At 64.6% G+C, this 18,288-nt stretch carries 12 protein-coding genes and 1 pseudogene; 2 read left to right on the forward strand and 11 right to left on the reverse strand.

Annotation, left to right across the window (positions count from 1 at the left end):
- Positions 1–70: 70 nt before the first annotated feature.
- Positions 71–328 (reverse strand): VOC family protein, encoded by a 258-nt coding sequence (locus OU11_RS05905; RefSeq protein WP_033515194.1) that lies wholly within the window; start codon positions 326–328, stop codon positions 71–73.
- On the reverse strand, positions 325–582 hold the full coding sequence (locus OU11_RS05910; protein ID WP_033515196.1) for a hypothetical protein: 258 nt from the start codon (positions 580–582) through the stop codon (positions 325–327). Before OU11_RS05910 ends, OU11_RS05905 begins: the two co-directional genes overlap by 4 nt.
- 141 nt (positions 583–723) lie before the next feature.
- On the opposite strand from OU11_RS05910, the pseudogene glgX reads away from it, so the two are divergent.
- Positions 724–2,934, forward strand: a pseudogene (gene glgX, locus OU11_RS05915) (glycogen debranching protein GlgX); the annotation flags it as partial.
- A gap of 369 nt (positions 2,935–3,303) precedes the next feature.
- Here the strand turns inward: glgX and rpsI are convergent.
- The 9 genes from rpsI to OU11_RS08840 form a co-directional block, all read right to left on the reverse strand.
- Positions 3,304–3,789: a 30S ribosomal protein S9 gene (rpsI, locus tag OU11_RS05920; RefSeq protein ID WP_033505266.1), complete on the reverse strand. Its 486-nt coding sequence runs from the start codon at positions 3,787–3,789 to the stop codon at positions 3,304–3,306.
- A 21-nt stretch (positions 3,790–3,810) separates the two neighbouring features.
- A complete protein-coding gene (rplM, locus tag OU11_RS05925; RefSeq protein WP_033515200.1) occupies positions 3,811–4,260 on the reverse strand; it encodes a 50S ribosomal protein L13 in 450 nt (149 codons plus the stop codon).
- Between the two features lie 359 nt (positions 4,261–4,619).
- Complete coding sequence (gene malQ / locus OU11_RS05930) at positions 4,620–6,785, reverse strand: 4-alpha-glucanotransferase (RefSeq protein WP_033515202.1); 2,166 nt, start codon at positions 6,783–6,785, stop codon at positions 4,620–4,622.
- A gap of 63 nt (positions 6,786–6,848) precedes the next feature.
- Positions 6,849–7,475: an AbrB family transcriptional regulator gene (locus tag OU11_RS05935; protein ID WP_052122726.1), complete on the reverse strand. Its 627-nt coding sequence runs from the start codon at positions 7,473–7,475 to the stop codon at positions 6,849–6,851.
- Positions 7,476–7,852: 377 nt separating this feature from the next.
- Positions 7,853–8,491 (reverse strand): IMPACT family protein, encoded by a 639-nt coding sequence (locus OU11_RS05940; protein ID WP_033515249.1) that lies wholly within the window; start codon positions 8,489–8,491, stop codon positions 7,853–7,855.
- A 166-nt stretch (positions 8,492–8,657) separates the two neighbouring features.
- Positions 8,658–9,980 (reverse strand): CapA family protein, encoded by a 1,323-nt coding sequence (locus OU11_RS05945; protein WP_052122719.1) that lies wholly within the window; start codon positions 9,978–9,980, stop codon positions 8,658–8,660.
- A gap of 225 nt (positions 9,981–10,205) precedes the next feature.
- Entirely contained in the window at positions 10,206–11,234 is a 1,029-nt protein-coding gene (locus OU11_RS05950) for an NAD(P)-dependent oxidoreductase (RefSeq protein WP_052122720.1), read from the reverse strand.
- Positions 11,235–11,290: 56 nt separating this feature from the next.
- The gene (locus OU11_RS05955; RefSeq protein WP_052122721.1) at positions 11,291–12,964 is read right to left on the reverse strand and encodes a SpaH/EbpB family LPXTG-anchored major pilin; all 1,674 of its coding nucleotides are present in this window, start codon (positions 12,962–12,964) and stop codon (positions 11,291–11,293) included.
- Between the two features lie 187 nt (positions 12,965–13,151).
- The gene (locus OU11_RS08840; RefSeq protein ID WP_152597089.1) at positions 13,152–16,493 is read right to left on the reverse strand and encodes a prealbumin-like fold domain-containing protein; all 3,342 of its coding nucleotides are present in this window, start codon (positions 16,491–16,493) and stop codon (positions 13,152–13,154) included.
- A 797-nt stretch (positions 16,494–17,290) separates the two neighbouring features.
- Here OU11_RS08840 and OU11_RS05965 point away from each other — a divergent pair.
- A complete protein-coding gene (locus OU11_RS05965) occupies positions 17,291–18,235 on the forward strand; it encodes a class C sortase (protein WP_052122727.1) in 945 nt (314 codons plus the stop codon).
- The last annotated feature ends 53 nt before the right edge of the window (positions 18,236–18,288 follow it).

Below are 18,288 nucleotides of genomic sequence, written 5' to 3' on the forward strand. Positions count from 1 at the left end.
AATGCTCACACTATGTTCTTTGTTGTTGTCTTTCTCGTCATGTTATCGATGCCAGCGCACCGAACGGCGTTCAGACGATCTGACAGAATTCGATGGTCTCGCCGTTGGGCCCGTAGACGTTGAAGTACCTGATGCCCCTTTCCCAGAACGAGGGGATCGATTGGATCTCGGCATCCTTCAGACGCAGCCCCAACGCCTTGGCGTTCTCGAAGGCCGCCTCGATGTCCGGGGTGTCCAACGCCCAGTGGTTGATGGCGCCGGTCGTCATCGGCGCCGGCATGCCGGAGTGCTGGAAGTCGGTGGTGAATGCGGTCATGGGGGTGGTCATCTTGGTTTCCTTTCGATACGGTGCCCGCGCTCGTCGAAGCCGGGCTGGCGGGGACGGATGAACAGCGTCAATATGAACGCGATGGCGTAGAGGATGGCGTAGGACCAGCACACGCCGCCGTATCCGACGATGATCGACGCGACGATCATCATCAGCGCGTTCGCGCCGAACCATTGCGGCATGTAGTAGAAGGCGACCGATCCGACGGCGAGCACGCCGCATCCGAACCAGTGCAACGGCACCATCGAGCACATGACGCTCGTGCCGGAGGGACGCCCCTGCTATTGCGGCCGGCGTGGCCGCCTGACCCGCCGGCACGCGGCAATCGGTGCACGCGAACCGCCAGATTATTGCCGGGCTATGGAAAACCAGACGCCCCTTCGTACAATGTACCTATGAAGAACCCGACACTGCACCGTTACGCCACGCGTCCGGGATTCTACTTCACCGACGATGGTGGAGCCGACGTGGTGGTCCGTTCAGAGAACGCCGATCAGGTATGGATGTGCGTCGTCGAGCCGCTGGGACGGCCCACCGCCTTCTTCAACGAGGCGATTCGGCTGGTCGACGACCCGGAGACGCCGTTCGTGGCGCAGATCCGCAACTACGCGGTCTCGTCGCGCGTCATCGAATCGTTGAACCTGCGCGAGACGCTGTTCCGCATGAGCGGCCCGAACTACGGCCTGTGGTATGTGCACCTGCCCAAGGCCTGGGACGGCATGCGCTACGGCTTCCGCGTGGACGGCACCTGGGACCCCAAGCACGGCGTGCGGTTCAACCCGTACAAGTTCCTGATCGATCCGCACGGCAAGGGCATCGACGGGCGCATGGAGCTCGACCCGGCCGCGTTCTCCTACCAGTGCGACATCGTCGACGGCAAGGTGAAGGGCTCGGCCTGGGGCGCGATGAGCACCGTCGACTCGCTGGGCAAGGTGCCGATGTCGGTGGCCATCGACGACCGCGACGAATCCAAGCACGAGGGCGAGCCGAGCCACCCGCACATACCCTGGAGCAAGACGGTGATCTACGAGCTGCACGTCAAGGGCTTCACCGCCGACGCCCCCTGGCTGCCGGCGGAACTGCGCGGCACCTACGCCGGCCTGGCGCACCCCTCCACGCTGTCGTATCTGCAGCGGCTAGGCGTGACCTCGATCGAACTGCTGCCGATCCAGGCCAAACAGGACGAACTGTTCCTGCAGGAACGCGGCGGAACCAACTACTGGGGATACTCGACGCTGAGCTATTTCGCCCCCGAACCCTCCTACGCCACGCGCAACGCCCAACGCAAGGGCGCCGCCGCCGTGCGCAAGGAGGTCATCGACATGGTCCGGGCCCTGCATGAGGCCGGCTTCGAGGTGATCATGGATGTGGTGTACAACCACACCTGCGAGGGCGGGGTCGAGGGGCCGACCGTCTGCTGGCGTGGGCTGGACACGCTCACCTACTACCGGCAGCAGAAAGGCAATCCCGGCAGGCTCGAGGACACGACCGGCTGCGGCAACACACTGGACTTCACCAACACCCCGGTTGTGGCGTTCGCCATCGACTCGCTGCGGTACTGGGCCAAGCGCATCGGCATCGACGGGTTCCGCTTCGATCTGGCGGCCTCGCTGGCGCGACTCGACGGCGAGTTCACCAAACACCACCCGTTCCTGTACGCGTTGCGCAGCGATCTGCTGCTGGGCAATCTCAAGATCATCATGGAACCGTGGGATCTGGGCAACCAGGGATGGCGCACCGGACAGTTCGGACTACCGTTCGGCGAATGGAACGACCGCTTCCGCGATACCACCAGGACGTTCTGGCTTTCGGACGTGGCGGCCGGAGCGAGGTCCGGCAGCGTGGGCATGCAGGAAATCGCCACACGCCTGTGCGGGTCGGCGGACCTGTTCGCCACCGATCCCGGACGCGGCGCCACCGCGTCGATCAACTTCGTATCCTGCCATGACGGGTTCACGCTCACCGATCTGACGCGGTACGCCGTCAAGCACAACGAGGCCAACGGCGAGAACAACATGGACGGCTCGAACACCAACCATTCGGCGAACTTCGGCGTGGAGGGACCGAGCGTGGACGCCCGCGTGGAGGCCAAACGCGAGCGGGCGGCCCTGAACATGTTCGGCATGCTGCTGCTGTCGCTCGGCACCCCGATGCTGCTGGCGGGAGACGAGTTCCGCAACTCCCAGGAAGGCAACAACAACGCCTATTGCCAGGACAACGCCATCACCTGGCTCAACTGGGATTGGATGCGCAAGCAGGGCGATTCGCCCGAAAGGCGTCGCATCGAGGCGGTGTCGGACCTGATCGCCATCCGCAAGTCGCTGGAACTGTTCCACCATGAGGACTTCTTCACCCGCCTGACGCAGCTCGGCCTGCTCAAGCCGTCCAGCCGCGTGCAATGGTTCCTGCCCGACGGCACGACGCCGATGGAGAGCGACTGGTTCGACACGTCCATCCGCAGCTTCACGATGCGGCTGATGTCGAACGACGAGGTGGATGTGCTGATCGTGATCAACGGCGTGGACAAGGCCATGGATTTCCACCTGCCGCCGGACAGCATGTGGAAGTGCCTGTGGAGTTCGGCGGTGTCCAGCGGCGACGAGCCGAAGCGCAAGACGACCCGGCCGCGCAAGCAGGCCGCCAGCGCCGCACTGCCACCCGAGGACAACGTGTGGCGGGTTCCGCCCCTCAGCATCAGCCTGATCCAGCAAATCACCTGGTAGCGCCCGCCCCTTCCGCCTCCCGACTTGCGTCACGGTCCGCCCCATACGGACTCTGACACAAGCCGGGAGAACGTCCTTCCGAAAAACCTTGGAATATCAACGATGCTACGGAAGTTCCGGCACGAACTTGCATCAGAGTCCAAGAACAATCCGGAAAAGCGAGGGGCGAAGCGACGAAGCAGGAACGGGGACAACATGAAAAGGGGTCCAATCCCGAAGGATTGGACCCCTTTTGCGTAGGCCGAATAAGGCTTAGCGCTTCGAGAACTGCGGAGCGCGACGAGCCTTGTGCAGACCGGCCTTCTTGCGCTCCACGACGCGGGCGTCGCGGGTCAGGAAGCCGGCCTTCTTCAGGGCGGCGCGGTTCGCGTCACGATCGATGGCGTTGAGCGCACGGGCCACGCCGAGGCGGATGGCGCCGGCCTGGCCGGTGGTGCCGCCACCGTCGACGAGGACGATGCAGTCGAACTTGCCTTCGAGCTTCAGCAGCACGATCGGGGAGTTGACCTCACGCTGCAGCAGCTTGGAGGGGAAGTACTCCTCCAGGGTGCGGCCGTTGATGGTCCACTTGCCGGTGCCGGGAACCAGACGCACGCGGGCGACGGCCTCCTTGCGACGACCCGTGCCGTAGCCCGGGGCGATGGTGGAGGTGCCGGTGCCAGCGCCGGAGTTGGTCTCGGTGGTGTAGGAGGTGAGCTCTTCGGTCTCAAGAACCGCGGAGTTGTTGTTCTCAGCCATGATGTTCTATCTCCCTTCGGTTCACTTGGCCTGCTGCGAGACCTGGGCGATCTCGAAGGTCTGCGGCTTCTGCGGCGTGTGCGGATGCTCGGCGCCAGCGAAGATGTGCAAACGATCCAGCTGCACCTTGGAAAGACGGTTCTTCGGCATCATGCCCTTCACCGCGGCCATGATGATGCGCTCGGGCTTGCTCTGCATCAGCTGGGCGTAGCTGTCACGGCGCAGACCGCCGGGACGACCGGAGTGAGAGTAGAGCTCCTTGCCCATCTTGTTGCCGGTCAGCGCGATCTTGGAAGCGTTGATGACGATCACATGGTTGCCGGAATCGGCATGCGGAGCGAACGTCGGCTTGTTCTTGCCGCGCAGCAGGACCGCCACCTGGGTGGCGAGACGACCGAGCACCACGTCGGTGGCGTCCACGATGTACCAGTCATGAGTCAGATCAGCTGGCTTCGGTGTGAAAGTTTTCACGATGTACCTTTTCTATATATTGTGTTCCGGGCCTCAGTCGGTCACGTTGAAGCGGTCGTGGCTTCCTTCGGCCTCATTATCCGTGGGCTCCCTGAAAGTCCTCGATGGCGAGTGGGAAAGCGCTTTGAAGGACCCCGTAGGGAAACACAACAATCCTCTAGTATATCGTCCCCTTTGACTTTCCGCGACCGTCGTGTTGCAGCCCACGCGGAGGATGCCGCGGGCACGGCGAGTGGAACGCCCCACGGTCGCCCGGACATGCCGGGATCGCCGGATACGACCATGCCGACGATTCCGAAGAACCGTCGGCATGGTCATCAACATGGTGCGCGGCAGCGGCGCGGCGGAGGACTATCCGACTATCCCTGCATGATGGCGGTCAGGGACTGCAGCCGCGGATTGTCGAACAGCGTCTCCAACGGCACGACGTGCCCGGCGGCGTCCGCCAGCGGAATACGCCAGTTCGGATACTCGTTGTTGGTGCCGGGCTGGTTCTGCGCGCGATGCTCGCCCACCGCATCGGTCAGCGATGCGGCCAGCAGCTTGGACGGAGCGGCCTTCAACGCGCGATACAGCGATTCGACGATCTGCTGCTCGTTGGCGTGCTCGTCCTCCAGCAGCTTCGGGTCGAGATAGCCGTTGTCAACCAGCATCATCAGCATGGCGTTGTGTTCCTTGACCGCACTGGCCTGGAACTCCTGCACGGAGCAGGTCAGCAGGTTGAGCTTCTCACGGATGCGCACATGCTCATAGTCCAGATAGCCGGCGCACGGCGGCAGATCATGCGTGTTCACCGAGGCCAGCGCATACGGGCGCCAGGTCTTCGGTTCGTGGAACACGCCGTCGGTCTGCTCGAACCATTCCACCGCGCAGCCCAGCAGTCCATGCTCGGCCAGCGAATCGGCCACATACTCGGGAACCACGCCCAGGTCCTCGCCCACGACCACGCCTCCGACGCGGGAGGCCTCGATCGCCAGGATGCCCAGCATGATGTCCGAATCGTAGTGCACGTACGCACCTTCGGTGGCGGAGCGTCCCTCGGGGATCCACCACAGACGGAACAGGCCGAGGATATGGTCGATGCGCACCGCTCCGGCCTGCGCGAACATGCCGTGCACGATATCGCGGTACGTGCGGTAGCCGTTGTTGGCCAGATCGATCGGGCTCAGCGGCGGCTGGCTCCAGTTCTGCCCCTGCTGGTTGAAGAAGTCCGGCGGGGCGCCGACCGTGGCGCCCTTGGCGAACCGCTCGGGGTTCCACCACACATCGGCGCCCAGCGGGTGCACGCCCACGGCCATGTCGGCCATGACGCCGATCTGCATGCCCGCCTCCTTGGCGGCATCCTGCGCGGACTGGAACTGCTCGGCGGCGATCCACTCCATCCAGCGGTAGAAGTCGAGCGTGTCGGGGAACTGGTTGCGCAGATCCGCGATCTGCGGCGAGTCCTTGCTCAGCGACCGCTCCCAGTTGTCCTCCGCCTCACTGGGCGCGCCCCACTTGTCATAGCACAGGCACCAGGTGGCATAGGCCTCGAGATCCTCGCCGCAGGAACGCTTGAACGCGTCGAACGCGGCCTGGCGTTCCTCGCCGCGGCCGGCCTTGAAGATGATCCACAACGCGTGCATCTTGGCCCGCCACATCGCGTCACGGTCGATCTTGCGCGCATCGGCGTTCAGATCCGCCACGCTGTTGTGCAGATCGTCGATCTGCCGGCGGGTCGACTCGTCCAGCTGCTGGTATTCCTCGATCGATTCGGGACGGATGTAGGTGAAGTTCACGAAACGACGCGACACCGGCAGGTACGGCGACGGCGTCAACGGCGACACCGGCTCGGCGGCGTGCATCGGATTGATCATCACGAAGTCGGCGCCGGTGCGTTCCTTGGCCTGCACCAGCATCGTCTTGAGGTCCTCGAAATCACCCACACCCCACGAACCGTTGGAACGGATCGAATACAGCTGGGCCATCCAGCCCCACAGCTGGCCGCTCTTGAGCACGTCCGGCAGTTCCACGCGCTTGGGCGCGCTAATCAGCGTGGCGTCCGTGGTCAGGCCGTCCACCGTGACGTGCAGCGTGTGGTAGCCGACCGGCACGTCGTCCGGAATCTCCACCAGGGCCGGGGCGATGAACGTGCCGTCGATGATGTGGGCGCGGGCGGTGCCGTCTCCCACGACGGTCAGCGTGCCGGCGTAGGGTTCGCCGTTCTCCAGCGTCAGGCTGGCCGTCGGCACCGACATGATGCCAGTGTTGACGCGGATGCGGTCCGTGGTGCCGGCGATGTGCAGCACCGTCGGTGCGACCACGCGCCCGTAGCGCTCCTTGATGACGGTGTTGATGGAACGGCTGATGGCCCCTTCGCTGGAGGCGTCCACACCCAACGCCGCCAGCACCGCGATCAGGACATCATCTTCGATCTCGTGATAGTCGTTGCTCTGGCCGACGTAGCTTGTACCGATGCCCAGCATCTTCGCCAGACGGATCAGCGGTCGAGCCAGACGCTCCTCGGTTTCTCTCTGGTCAGTCATAGTTTCAGTGTAAAACCTCATCAGACACGCCACGCGGCGGACATGCCGAGCATGCCAACGTTTTCACCGCGTTGCCAGACGCCGCTGGGCGGCGTTACGCACCTCCGGCGAGGGATCCGAAGCCAGTCGGGAGACCACGTTAGGCGACGTATTCGGGTTCAACGCCACCGCTCGGCGGATCATGGAGGTGAGCACATCGGGCCCGCCCGGCGCCCGTTCCCCGCCGAATCCGGCCAGGAATTCCAACGTTTCGGGGCTGGTGCGCGGATCCTGGGCGCCCTCGAGCCGCATCTTCCACGAGGTACGCGCGTTGCGCAGCGCGATTTCGCGCACTTCCGGCGACTCATCCTTGGTCAGCCGCCCGACCAGCCAGTTCTTGTCCTGCTCGTTGGCGGCCACGGCCTTGCGCACCTCCACCGACTCATCCTGCGCCAGCTTGACCAGGATATTCGGGAACGGCATGGTCTGCGCTAGAAAGATGCGATCCTCCAGCGGCGTGTGCGGGTTGCCCGCCACCGCCTCCAGCAGTGCCGTCGCGCGCGAATAGCCGGACTGGTCGGATTTGTCCGGCAGGGGGCGGCGTGCGAACTCGCTGAGTTCCGCCGCGTCGGTGGAATGCCGCAACCGCTCGTAGACGGTCGTCAACGCTTCGAACTGCTGCGTCGGTGTTGCTGATGCTGCTTCTGTCATGCCACCCAGCTTAACCACAGTCAAGTAAGACGGTACATATCTACCGGTTTCCCCTTCCCGGACTCTGACACATTCCAGCAATCCAGCTCCAGCCAAAACCCCGGAATTCCAACGTTTCCGAATATACCCACAACCCAACTTGCATCAGAGTCCATAAAGGGACCACTCCGGAAGAAAACCATGATACCGACGGCATTCTCTGGACTCTGACACATTCCAACAATCCGGCCCCAACGGAAACCCTGGAATTCCAACGTTTTTAGAAGAGCCTGAGTTCCAACTTGTGTCAGAGTCCGGGAAGACACCTTCCGGGAAGACACCATCCGGGAAGACAAAGTCCGGGAGGGCAGCGTCCGGGGAGGGCGGGGTGGGGCGGGTTACAGCGGGACGGGGCGGTTGAGGGTGGCGACCGGATCGGGGACCACGGCTGCGTTGAAGGCTTCGCGCACGCGGATTTCAAACGCCTCCGCGCGTTCCATCGGCACCGATACCTCGATGACGACACGCTCGGCGAACTCCTGGCTCACCTGCTCACTGTCAACCGCCGCCGCAATCCGCTGGAACGAGCCGATCTGCGCGTACTCCAGCCGCACACGGTACACCCGGCACGGCACAATCCGCGCCCGCGTCGCGGCCTTGACCGCCAGCGACGCGCCGGTCGAATACGCACGGATCAGACCGCCGGAGCCCAGCAGGATGCCGCCGAAGTACCGCGTCACCGCCACCACGCAATCGGTGAGTCCGTTCGCGCGCAGCACGTCGAGAATCGGCTTGCCTGCCGTGCCGGACGGTTCGCCGTCGTCGCTCATCCGTTCCGACAGCCGCCCGTCGGCCCCGCCGCAAATCGCCGCGTACGCCACATGCCGCGACTTGGGGTGCTGCTCGCGAATCGACTCCACGAATGCGAGCGCGTCCTCGAGTGAATCTACATGGCAGGCATCGCCGATGAACTCGGACTTCTTCTCCACCATCGAGTCGTGTGCGGGAGAGTCCGGCGGGTCGAGCAGCGTGAACATCTCGGTCATTGATTCGCCTCGATTACAACTCGTCGTGATAGATCACAGTCCAAAATATCGCGCCGACTGTGACTGTGATCTATTTCACCAAACACCCATATTCCAAAACGTTGAAATTCCGGGGATTTCGAGAATAGATCACGGTCACGATAGATCAGAGTCACGACTACAACTCGTCGGTGATCTTCCACTCGCGCACCACGTCCTGGTCGGCGCCCATCGAGTACACCACGTCCCAGATGCGTTGTCGCACCTGCGCGTCATAGTCCTCCGACCAGCAGACCCCGTCCGGATGGTCCTCCGACAGCGGACACCACTGGTAGACGCCCTGCCGCTTGTTGGCGGTGGGCAGCCAGTCGATGCGGCTGACCCGCCAGGTGCCCGGCTGTCCCTTCTTGCCGGCGAACTGCACGCGCGCGGTGATGCCCTGGTTATTCACGATGTTCTCCGGCGGCGCATCCACCGTGAGCGCGTTGCCCAGCCCGTAGATGATCCAGGTGTCGTTGTACTGCTCGATCGGCTGGGCGCAGTGGCAGCCCGCACCGTAGATCAGGTCGAACGCGCCGGTGTCGGCGAGTTCGTGCGCCTCGGCCACCTGCCAGGTGTCGGCGTCGGTCAGGTACTCCTGCACCGAGTGCATGGCGATGGCCACCACGTCGGCGCCCTGCTCGCGCGCCTTGTTCGCCTTGTCCACCGCCTTCTGGATGTCCGAATCGTGGTTCGGGTCGCCGAAGTCGCGCAGACGGTCCACACGCCAGTCGTAGTCGGGGGTGAGCGCGTTGAGCGAGACCGTGCCGGTCACGATGCCGAGCGTGCCGCCGCCGGTGGGCGATTCGACGAGCAACGGCTCGTAGGACTCTTCCTCGGTGTTGTAGGAGCCGGTGTGGGCGATGCCGAGGCTGTCCAGTGTGGAGGTGAGCCGTTGGATGCCTTCGGCCCCCTGATCCCAGGAATGGTTGGTGGCGTGCGTGCACGCCTGATATCCGACGCGGGCCGCGGAATCGGCGACCTCGGGAGGGATGTTGAACACCGGGTATCCCGCGTAGGGGCCGCCGCGTTCGGCGATCGGGGTCTCGAACTCGCATACGGCGATGTCGGACGCATCGATATACCGGCGCATCGGCTCGAACAGAGGGTCGAAGTCGAAGGCGGTGCCGTCGGTGGCGGTGGTGTCCGGTCCTTCGAAGTTCACCCACAGTTCGGGGTGGAACAGCAGGTCGCCGTTGACCAGCATCGCGATGCAGTCGTCATCGGGGCAGTCCGGGGAATTGCCCGGATGCCTGACCACGGGTTCCGGCACGGTCGAGTCGCGCTGCAATGCCACGCGTTCGGGGCCGTTGTCGGACCCGGTGCCCGCCCACGGCCGATTGCAGGCGAACCATGCGGCGATGCAGGCCACGCAGACCACCAACAGACCAATCAGGGCCGCTCCTCGCGCCGCGACGTGCGGGTCCCTGCGCACATGCCGTCCATACCGTCCCTGAGCCATACTCTCTCCTCGTCTCTCGCCGAGTTGTTCCCTTCAGCTTACCCGTTCGGGGCAAGGCCGGTCCACCGGCGACGCGCGAGCACGACGGCAATGCCCGAATTGCGGATGAAGAGCGGCCGCCGATGGCGTGCCCGCGCCAGGACGACTAGACTGTGCACCGGAGACGGATGGACAAAGGCGTACCTCCGGCTCCGCTTACCTGTTCGGTTCGTCCGGGGACGGCGTTCAGACGATGGCGTTCAGCCGTTCGCCACGCAGGAACGCCGTCGCCGAGCGGACGTTCTGCCCTACCAGCGCGCGCAGCGCGTTCCCGGAACGCCACGCCACATGCGGCGTGATGACGAGGTTCGGCAGGGTGCGCAGGGGATCGTCGTCAGGAAGGGGTTCGGGTGCGGTCACATCGATGCCGGCGGTGATGTCGCCTCGCGACAGCCGCCCGGCCAGCGCGCCGGGGGCGATCAGTTCGGCGCGGGCCGTGTTGACCAGCATCGACCCCGGATGCATCCGGTCCAGTTGGGCAGCCCCGATGATGCCTTGGGTGTCGTCGTTCAGGGCCAGGTGCAGGCTGACGACGTCGGACTGGGCGAAGACTTCGTCGATGGATGCCGCGGCGCGCCCCTGCACCGCGGTCAACGCGTCGGGGTCGGGGTGGCGGTCCCAGACCAGCAGCCGCATGCCGAGTCCGTGGGCGAGCCGCGCCACGCGACGGCCGATGCCGCCGAATCCGATGATGCCGAGCGTGCGCCCGCCCAGCTCGTCGATGTCGGCACCCGGCCAGCCGCCGGCGTGGGTGCGGGCGTTCAGCGAGCCGACATGGTGGGTGAGCTCGAACATCAGGGCGATGGCGTGTTCAGCCACCGCGTTGTCTCCGTAATGGACGGCGTTGCAGACCGTGATGCCGAGACGGCGGGCGGCCTCCAGGTCGATGAAGCTCACCGCGCCGGTGCCGCAGAAGGTGATGCATCGCACGCTGCCGGCGATTCGTTCCAACAGTCGCGCGGGAGCGCGGAACCCCGTGGACATGACCACGGTGGCGTCCGACATGCGGGCGGCGAGCGCATCCTCGTCATCGGTCCAATCGGTGTGGATGCGCACGCGGGCCAGGCCGGCGAACTCATCCAACCGGTCCGCCAGCAGCGCGGTCATCGAGGGGATACTCACGGGCACCACCACCAACGGCAGATCGGTGCGGTCGGCGTCGCGCTCGATGACGGGCGGAAAGGATGGACGGGGTTCCTCGGCGGTATCACTCATGCCGCCAGCTTAGCGCAGATGGCCGCGAATGCGCGGGGCGGAACACGGATGGTGAATCAGCCGCGCAGGGCGTGCTTGACGCTGCGGGACTTCATGTAGACCAGGGCGCCGGCGCCCGCGATCAGCAGGCCGAGCACGGTGAACAGGGCGGTGCCCGCGGCACCGGTCAGCGGCAGCTCGGTGATGGACTTCACGTTGTTCACGGTAACGGTGGAAGTGCTGCCATCCACGGCCAGGTCGAGCACGTCGCCCGTGACCTCGTAGGTCACGTCCTTAACCTCGGCATTCTCATGCTCGCCCTCGATGGTCGCATCGATCTCAAGGTTGAACTTCAGATCCACATCCAGATAGCCGGCGGGAGCGCCGGTCTCCTCGATGACATACTCCACGTCGTCCTCGAGGCCGGCGAATGTCGCCCTGCCGTCCCGGTCGGTCGTCACGGTCTGCAGGGCATTGTCCGCGCTGCCGCCATCGGCGCGGTAGATGACGAACGTCGCGCCCTCGAGCGCCGCGCCGGTGGTCTTGTCCTTCTTGACGATGGTGTAGTCGAAGTTGAACACCTTGACGCCGGGACCGGGGACCGTGTCCTTCGACTCGTTGCTGGTCGGGTCGTTCGGGTAGGTGAGAGACGGCGTATTGAGCACACCGGTGGTACCGGTGGGACCGGTGACCTTGGCCTCATAGGTCACGGTCACGGACTTGCCGACCAGGGCGGCGTCAGTGAACGTGTCGTTCTCGCCGGGCTCGTCGGCGCCGAAGCCCTGCTGCACGATGTACTTGGACAGGTCGACGGTGAAGGTCTTGCTGCTCTGGTCGAAGCCGGTCACCGTATACTCGTCGTCAACGGTGAGCTCGGTCCCATCGACAGACACATGCAGCGTACCCGAGACATACTCCATCGGGGCGCCGTCATCGAACTCGTCGGTGATGGTAAACGAGTAGCCCTGGACCTTGTAGCCCACGTAGTTCGGGATCTTGGTGCTCAGCGTGTACTTCGCGTTCTCTCCCCGCTGCACGGTGTTGTCGTCGACGGTCTTGGCGATGTTCACAACCTGGTTCTTCACATTGGCCGTACCATTGCTGATTACGGTTCCTTCGCTGGTATCAGTCTTGTTGATGGTCAGCGGAGTGCCCACCAGCATGGAGACAGCCTTGGAGGAACCGGTCGCAGTTTCTATTGCATCCACCGTGTCCTGATCCAGAATCAGCCACAGACCGGGGGTATCGAACGTGAACGTGGCCTGGGTGCCTGCGACAGACGGAGTCACCTCCTTGGCCTGGTCACCGATCGAATCACGCAACGCGTCGGCGAATTTGCGGGTGGTGCCGTCGCCCAGATACGGGGATTCACGCGAATCATCGAGTTTCGCATCATCCTGCTGCTGCGCCCAAGCCAACGGATCGATACCGGCAGGATCAGTAGGAACGATTTCAGGAGCAATCGCAGCGTTTACAGCCGCCGTGACCTGAGTCTTGATGCCATCAACCGTCTTCAGGCTGAAGACCTGATTGGGGGACGTGCCGTACACGTCGTAGTCCGCGATTTTGATCGCCTTGTACGTGTGCCCGGTGAACTGAGCAGCGTATTCGGCGTTCAGGGTCACCGTGGTGTTTGTTCCGTCATCAGTCGCCACCGCGGCGTTCGCTGCGCCCGCGCTCAACGCCAGGCCGGTCGCCGCGAGTGCGGCGGCCGCAACGCCGGCGAGGGCCCGCTTGAACATGCCCTTCATTGTGTTCTCCTATTCTCCCCTATGGGGTTGTGTTCGGAATTATGGGTTGCTCCCCTTGTTGGTTCCCCAACCCATCCGGGAGAGCGGTGGACAGGCGAGAAGTTCTTGAGATTTCTGGGATTTGCATTATCCGGGGCCGGAACGGCAGTCGATGCATCAGGCCGTCGTTCCGGCCATAACCGGCAGCTCACACTCGCCGGCGACAAGCCAGCAGCCATGCGGCACCAGCCGCGAGCAGCATGCCGCCGCCGGCGAGCAGCAGCCCGCGCGCCGTCGTCGACCCGCTGCCGGTCAACGGGAGGGTCGCCACCGGGATCACCGCGTACGTGTTCGTCACGGTGAGGCTCACGTCGGCGGTCCCGTCGCCGGCGTCCGTGAACGTTCCCGACGGGTCGCCCCGATAGGTGGGATCGGGCGCGTACCCTTCGGGGATGTTCGTCTCCGCGACCGCATACCAGGCCCCGGCAGGCAGGTTCCCGATGACGATGCACTGGTCCTTCCGCAGCGTGACCGTCGTCTGGCCTGCGTCATCGAATGTGATGGTTCCCTCGCCGGCGTTCGGATCGGGCTTCAGCGGCTCGCCCGGCTGCCCGTCCGCATACGACCGGGTGACGGCCGGATAGGAGCCGGCGATCGCCGCACCACCCTCCGACTGCTTCAGCGTGATCGTGAATGTGAACTCCTGTTCCCCGACGCTCGGCGGCAGGTGCTCGCCCTCCACTGTTTTGGCGATCCGCAGCGTGGCCTGGCGGTCGGTGACTTGTACGATGGTCACGCCTGTGAACAGGCCGGTGATGTCGGTGTCGCCGAGCTCGTAGACGCGCGGGTCGATCACGTGGGCGTTGTCCGGATTCGCCACGGTGTCGTCGTTGCACTGCTGGACCTTCAGGTACGGGATGCCCTCGTCCACGGTGAACCGGCGGTCGGCCTCCGTCGTCGGCGACTGCACGTCATAGTCGAGCGCCGCATCGTCGCCCGCATACCGCAGATGCAGCCTCAGGGCACCGGACCCGGTCGCCGCGTCCTTCCAGTCGCCCACCGTATCGCCGACCTGCGGGGTGGCGACGATCTGGTTGAGCGTCGCGTCGATGTCGTCATCCACCGCGAACGGCAGCATCGAACGGACCAGACGACCGACGCCACGCGTCACCCTGACACCATCATCCTTCACGCCGGCGTCGGCGTACACGCCATCGCCCGTCACAATCACCTTGGCCGGCGTCGCGTTGGCCGCGTACCCGGCGGGCGCCCCAGTCTCGACGATCCAATACGTCCCCTCGGTCAGACCGGCGAATATCGCGGCGCCGCTCAACGTGATCCTGTCGGTTTCACGATTCAGGTCCCGCGTCGTCACGGGTTCGCCCACCTGCTGGGTACGATCGGGCGCCGTGCCCTCCTGGTTGGACCGGTACATCGTGAACTCGGCCCCGTTCAGCGGAACACCGCTCTCGTCGGTTTTCTGCACGATCACACGGTTGATGATGTTGGGCACGTACAGGTGCGCCGCGAACTGACGCGTGAACCCGTCGGAATTGGAGACGCGGTGCGTGTTGGCCGCGTCTATGGTTCCGGCACCGGCGGTGGTGTAGTAGTACGCGCCACGGAATTCGCCGTTGCCTTCGCTGTTGAAGAACGCATAGTCCTGGATGCGGCCGGGCAGCCCGTCGATCAGCGTCTGGTGGGAGCCGGACGAGGCAAGCAGGAAGGTCGCGCCCGTGGCCTCGTCCGCCGCCTGGATCGACTCCCACCCGTCATCCGGGGCGACCGTCCACCCGCCGGTATGGGAGCCATACACCGGCACCCAACCGTTGTCCGTGCGCTTCTCCACGATGACGAACAGGCGTCCGGCCATCGTCTGTGTTTCGACGGGTCCGGTGCCATCGGTAAAGGTCAACCGGTTCGGGGCCGTGACGAGCACCGTCGTCTGCGAGTAGATGCCGGTCCGCCACGTGCCGCCCTCCGTCTGTTCCGTGCTCATGTCGGAGAGCAGCAGGTTCACGCTGTCGGGTCCCTGCGCCTCGCCGCTGTCCTTGTGCCACAGGTACATACGCATGTCGCCGGGCGAACGATATCCCTCCGGGATCGCGGTCTCGCGCAACACCAGGTTGACACGACGGCCGCCGCCATCCGACGCGGGCACGCTCTGCGTCAGACCGTCGCCGCGATCGCCGTACAGATCCCACAACCGGTCGAACGTGATCGGATTGTCATTGTCATCCAACAGCACGACGCTGCCGTCCGCGTCGGTCGTCGCGGAGCAGACCGCATCGCCCCGGATGCCGTAGTTCGCGTCCGCGATATACACCGCGAACCGGGCGTCGGATACCGGTTCGCCATCCTGGTCGATCTTGACGATATCGGTCTCCGGGGGAACGACCAGGTTGTACTTCAACGACATGTTCGAATCCGTATTACCCCGCTCCAAATAGAAGAAATCGAGCGTATGGTACGTACCATCCTCGAACGTATCGCCGTTCAGCCCGTCGGCGGCACCCGCCTGGCGCATCAGCGCCGCGATGGTGGTGTCCCGGTAGCGCCGCTCGCCCGGATCCCACCGGTTGTTGGTGTTCGTATCGTCATACACGTACACGTGACCGTCATGGAAATTGATCTCGAGCGACGTCCTGTCATGGATGCCACCCAAGTCGCCGACCAGCACGTCATCGACGAACACCCACACGTCGTCGTCACCGGAGAAGTTGTAGGTCACCTCCTGCCGGTTCCCGCCCGAACCCGTGAACCCGCCATCCTGCTGGATGAACCGCGTGCCCATGCGCACGCCGAAATAATGGTTGATCACCGGACTCGTCGACGTGACACCTGTTTTCTGCCGGAGACCGTCGGCCCCTTCGTCGAACACCTGGCTGCCGGTGTTGAACGGGAAGAACTGACCGTCCGGCGAATTGCCGCCCTTCCTGACGCCCCAGGTGTCATACAGGGTGAAGTCGTTCGACCCCTCGTCGAACTGGGCGAAATTCGCCATGCTGTCGTAGTGGTAATAGCCATCAGCATCCACCTGCAGCAGATCACCCACATCCGTAAAGGCCTGCTTGCCCTCCCCCGAGCTCCCGTCGAACAGGTAGGAGAGCGATTCCGTACCGATCCCACCGGTGCCACTCAACACCGGATACCCATCCCCGCCCAGCCGCGAAGCCACGATGCCGCTGCGCGGCGCCGCACTCATCGTCCACTCGTTGACGGTGGTGGAGTTCAGGTTTGTCGGGCTGGTATCGGCGTTCTGCCCCATGCCTTTGCCGAACTTGAGCACGTGACCGGCATTGATGCCCAGATTCCGATAGTTCGGTGGATTGCTGTTGTCCGGTTCGTCACGCCCGTTGAGCCAGTAGTCGAACAGATCGATGGTGGTGCCACGCGGCGATACGCCCGCCACGGTATGTCCCGCGATATTCGCCGGTTCCTCGGCGAGCGCGACGCCCGCTCCCAAACCGGCCGCGAGCATGGCAGCGGCGGAAACGAAGGCCGTCAGCCTTGCCCGCACATGCTCCCCCCGGGAATTCCGTCTTGCCATGCCGCGCTCCCTTCGCCAGTCCCGCGATCCCCTGATATCTGATGTCGTGAGGCCCACTGTACCGCGCATAGCCCCGGCATCACCCCCTTCCGCATCCTTCGAAACCCCCAAGACACCGTGATGCGTACCTTGTATTCCAATGGACGCAAAGGTGATGCCACTCCCCTGCGTTCATACGCCCTTCTCCTCCCCCTTTCGGGGATGCCGCCACCGGCATGCCATCCATACGATGCATCACGGTCACAGCAACCGGCCGCGCCGGCGGTCTTTCCCCTCACTGCCGACCCCACCCACCCCCCTTTGCGCGGCGTGACCGCCGCCGCGTCGCCGTCAACCACCCCGCAGAGTCGCACGATTCCGCCGCCACGCACCCCACACCGCCGTTCGCCGATTCCGAATACGGCACCCGTTTGCTCCCCCATCCTCCTATGATGAGAACCAGTGCAGTCAGACGACCAACGGGGAGGCCCATCATGCGCGGTACTCATGCCAAACGCGGCACCGGATTATGGCGCGGCCGACGCGCGAAACAGCGCACGGACGACTCCGACTTCACCGGACTGGAATCCGTGGCGGACCCCGACGTAACCCCGGACTACACGACTGATGACCGACCGCGTTACGACTCCGACAGCGGCGATCGCGCCGGTTACGGCAACAGCCACAACGACGCTCCGAGCCTCATCCCGACCTTCGACCAAATCCTCGGCGGCGACTCCGCCACCGCCTCCGGGCGCGGCCATACCAGCCAAACCGACCAAACCGCCCAGACCCTATGGCCACCGTTCCCCGAGGCCATCGACATCTCGGATCTGGTCGCGCAGCGTAAACGGCTCCGCCGGTCCATGTGGATGCTGCGCATCGTCTCCGTGCTGCTGCTCATCCTCGCGCTGTGCGTGATCGGATACCCGCTCGTCCTGCAATACCAGTCGGATGTGCGCCTGGCGCACACCACGTCCGCCGCGGCCAAACGCGTGGCGGGATGGCCCTACCCGCAGGCCGACGAGGCGCTGGCCGCCGCACGTGCCTACAACGAACGCCTCGCCCAGTCCGGCCAGCCGATTCTGGGCGAGGCCAGGGACCCGTTCTCCGCGGCCAGCGGCGGCTCGCACGCCTCCGGAGAGGATTCCGCCAGCTCGCAGGACGAGGAATACCAGTCGCTGCTGGACGCGGGCGGCGGCGTGATGGGCGCGATCCGCATCCCCGAGATCTCCGTGGACCTGCCGATCTACCACGGCACCTCCGAATCGGCGCTCGCCTCGGGCGCGGGACACCTGTACGGGTCGAGCCTGCCGGTGGGCGGCGCCTCGACGCACGCGGCCATCACCGGGCATCGCGGGCTCGTGGAGGCGATGATGTTCACCCGACTGGACGAGATGAAGGTCGGCGACTTCTTCTACATCGACGTGATGGGCGAGACGCTGGGATACAAGGTGGACCGAATCACCGTGATCGAGCCGGACGACACCTCGCAGCTCAAGATCGTGCCCGGCGAGGACCGGATCACGCTGATGACCTGCACGCCCTACGGCGTCAACACGCACCGACTCCTGGTTTCCGGAGTGCGCGCCACCATCCCCGGCGAGGCGCCACCGATCGAGGAGGCGCCGCACGACCCGCGCGCCATCACCATCATCACCGTGACGTGCACGATGCTGCCGTTGCTGCTGCTTGTGGCCTTCCTGCGGCGCGGGCCGTGGAATCCGATGCGCCACGGCACACACTGGCCGCGCCACTGGTGAGGCTTGGCGAGAGGCGATTACACGAGGTTTGTCATAAATAAGTGAGCGCGAAA

Origin of the sequence: Bifidobacterium pullorum DSM 20433, assembly GCF_000771405.1 — a bacterium.
Classification (GTDB): Bacteria; Actinomycetota; Actinomycetes; order Actinomycetales; family Bifidobacteriaceae; genus Bifidobacterium; species Bifidobacterium pullorum.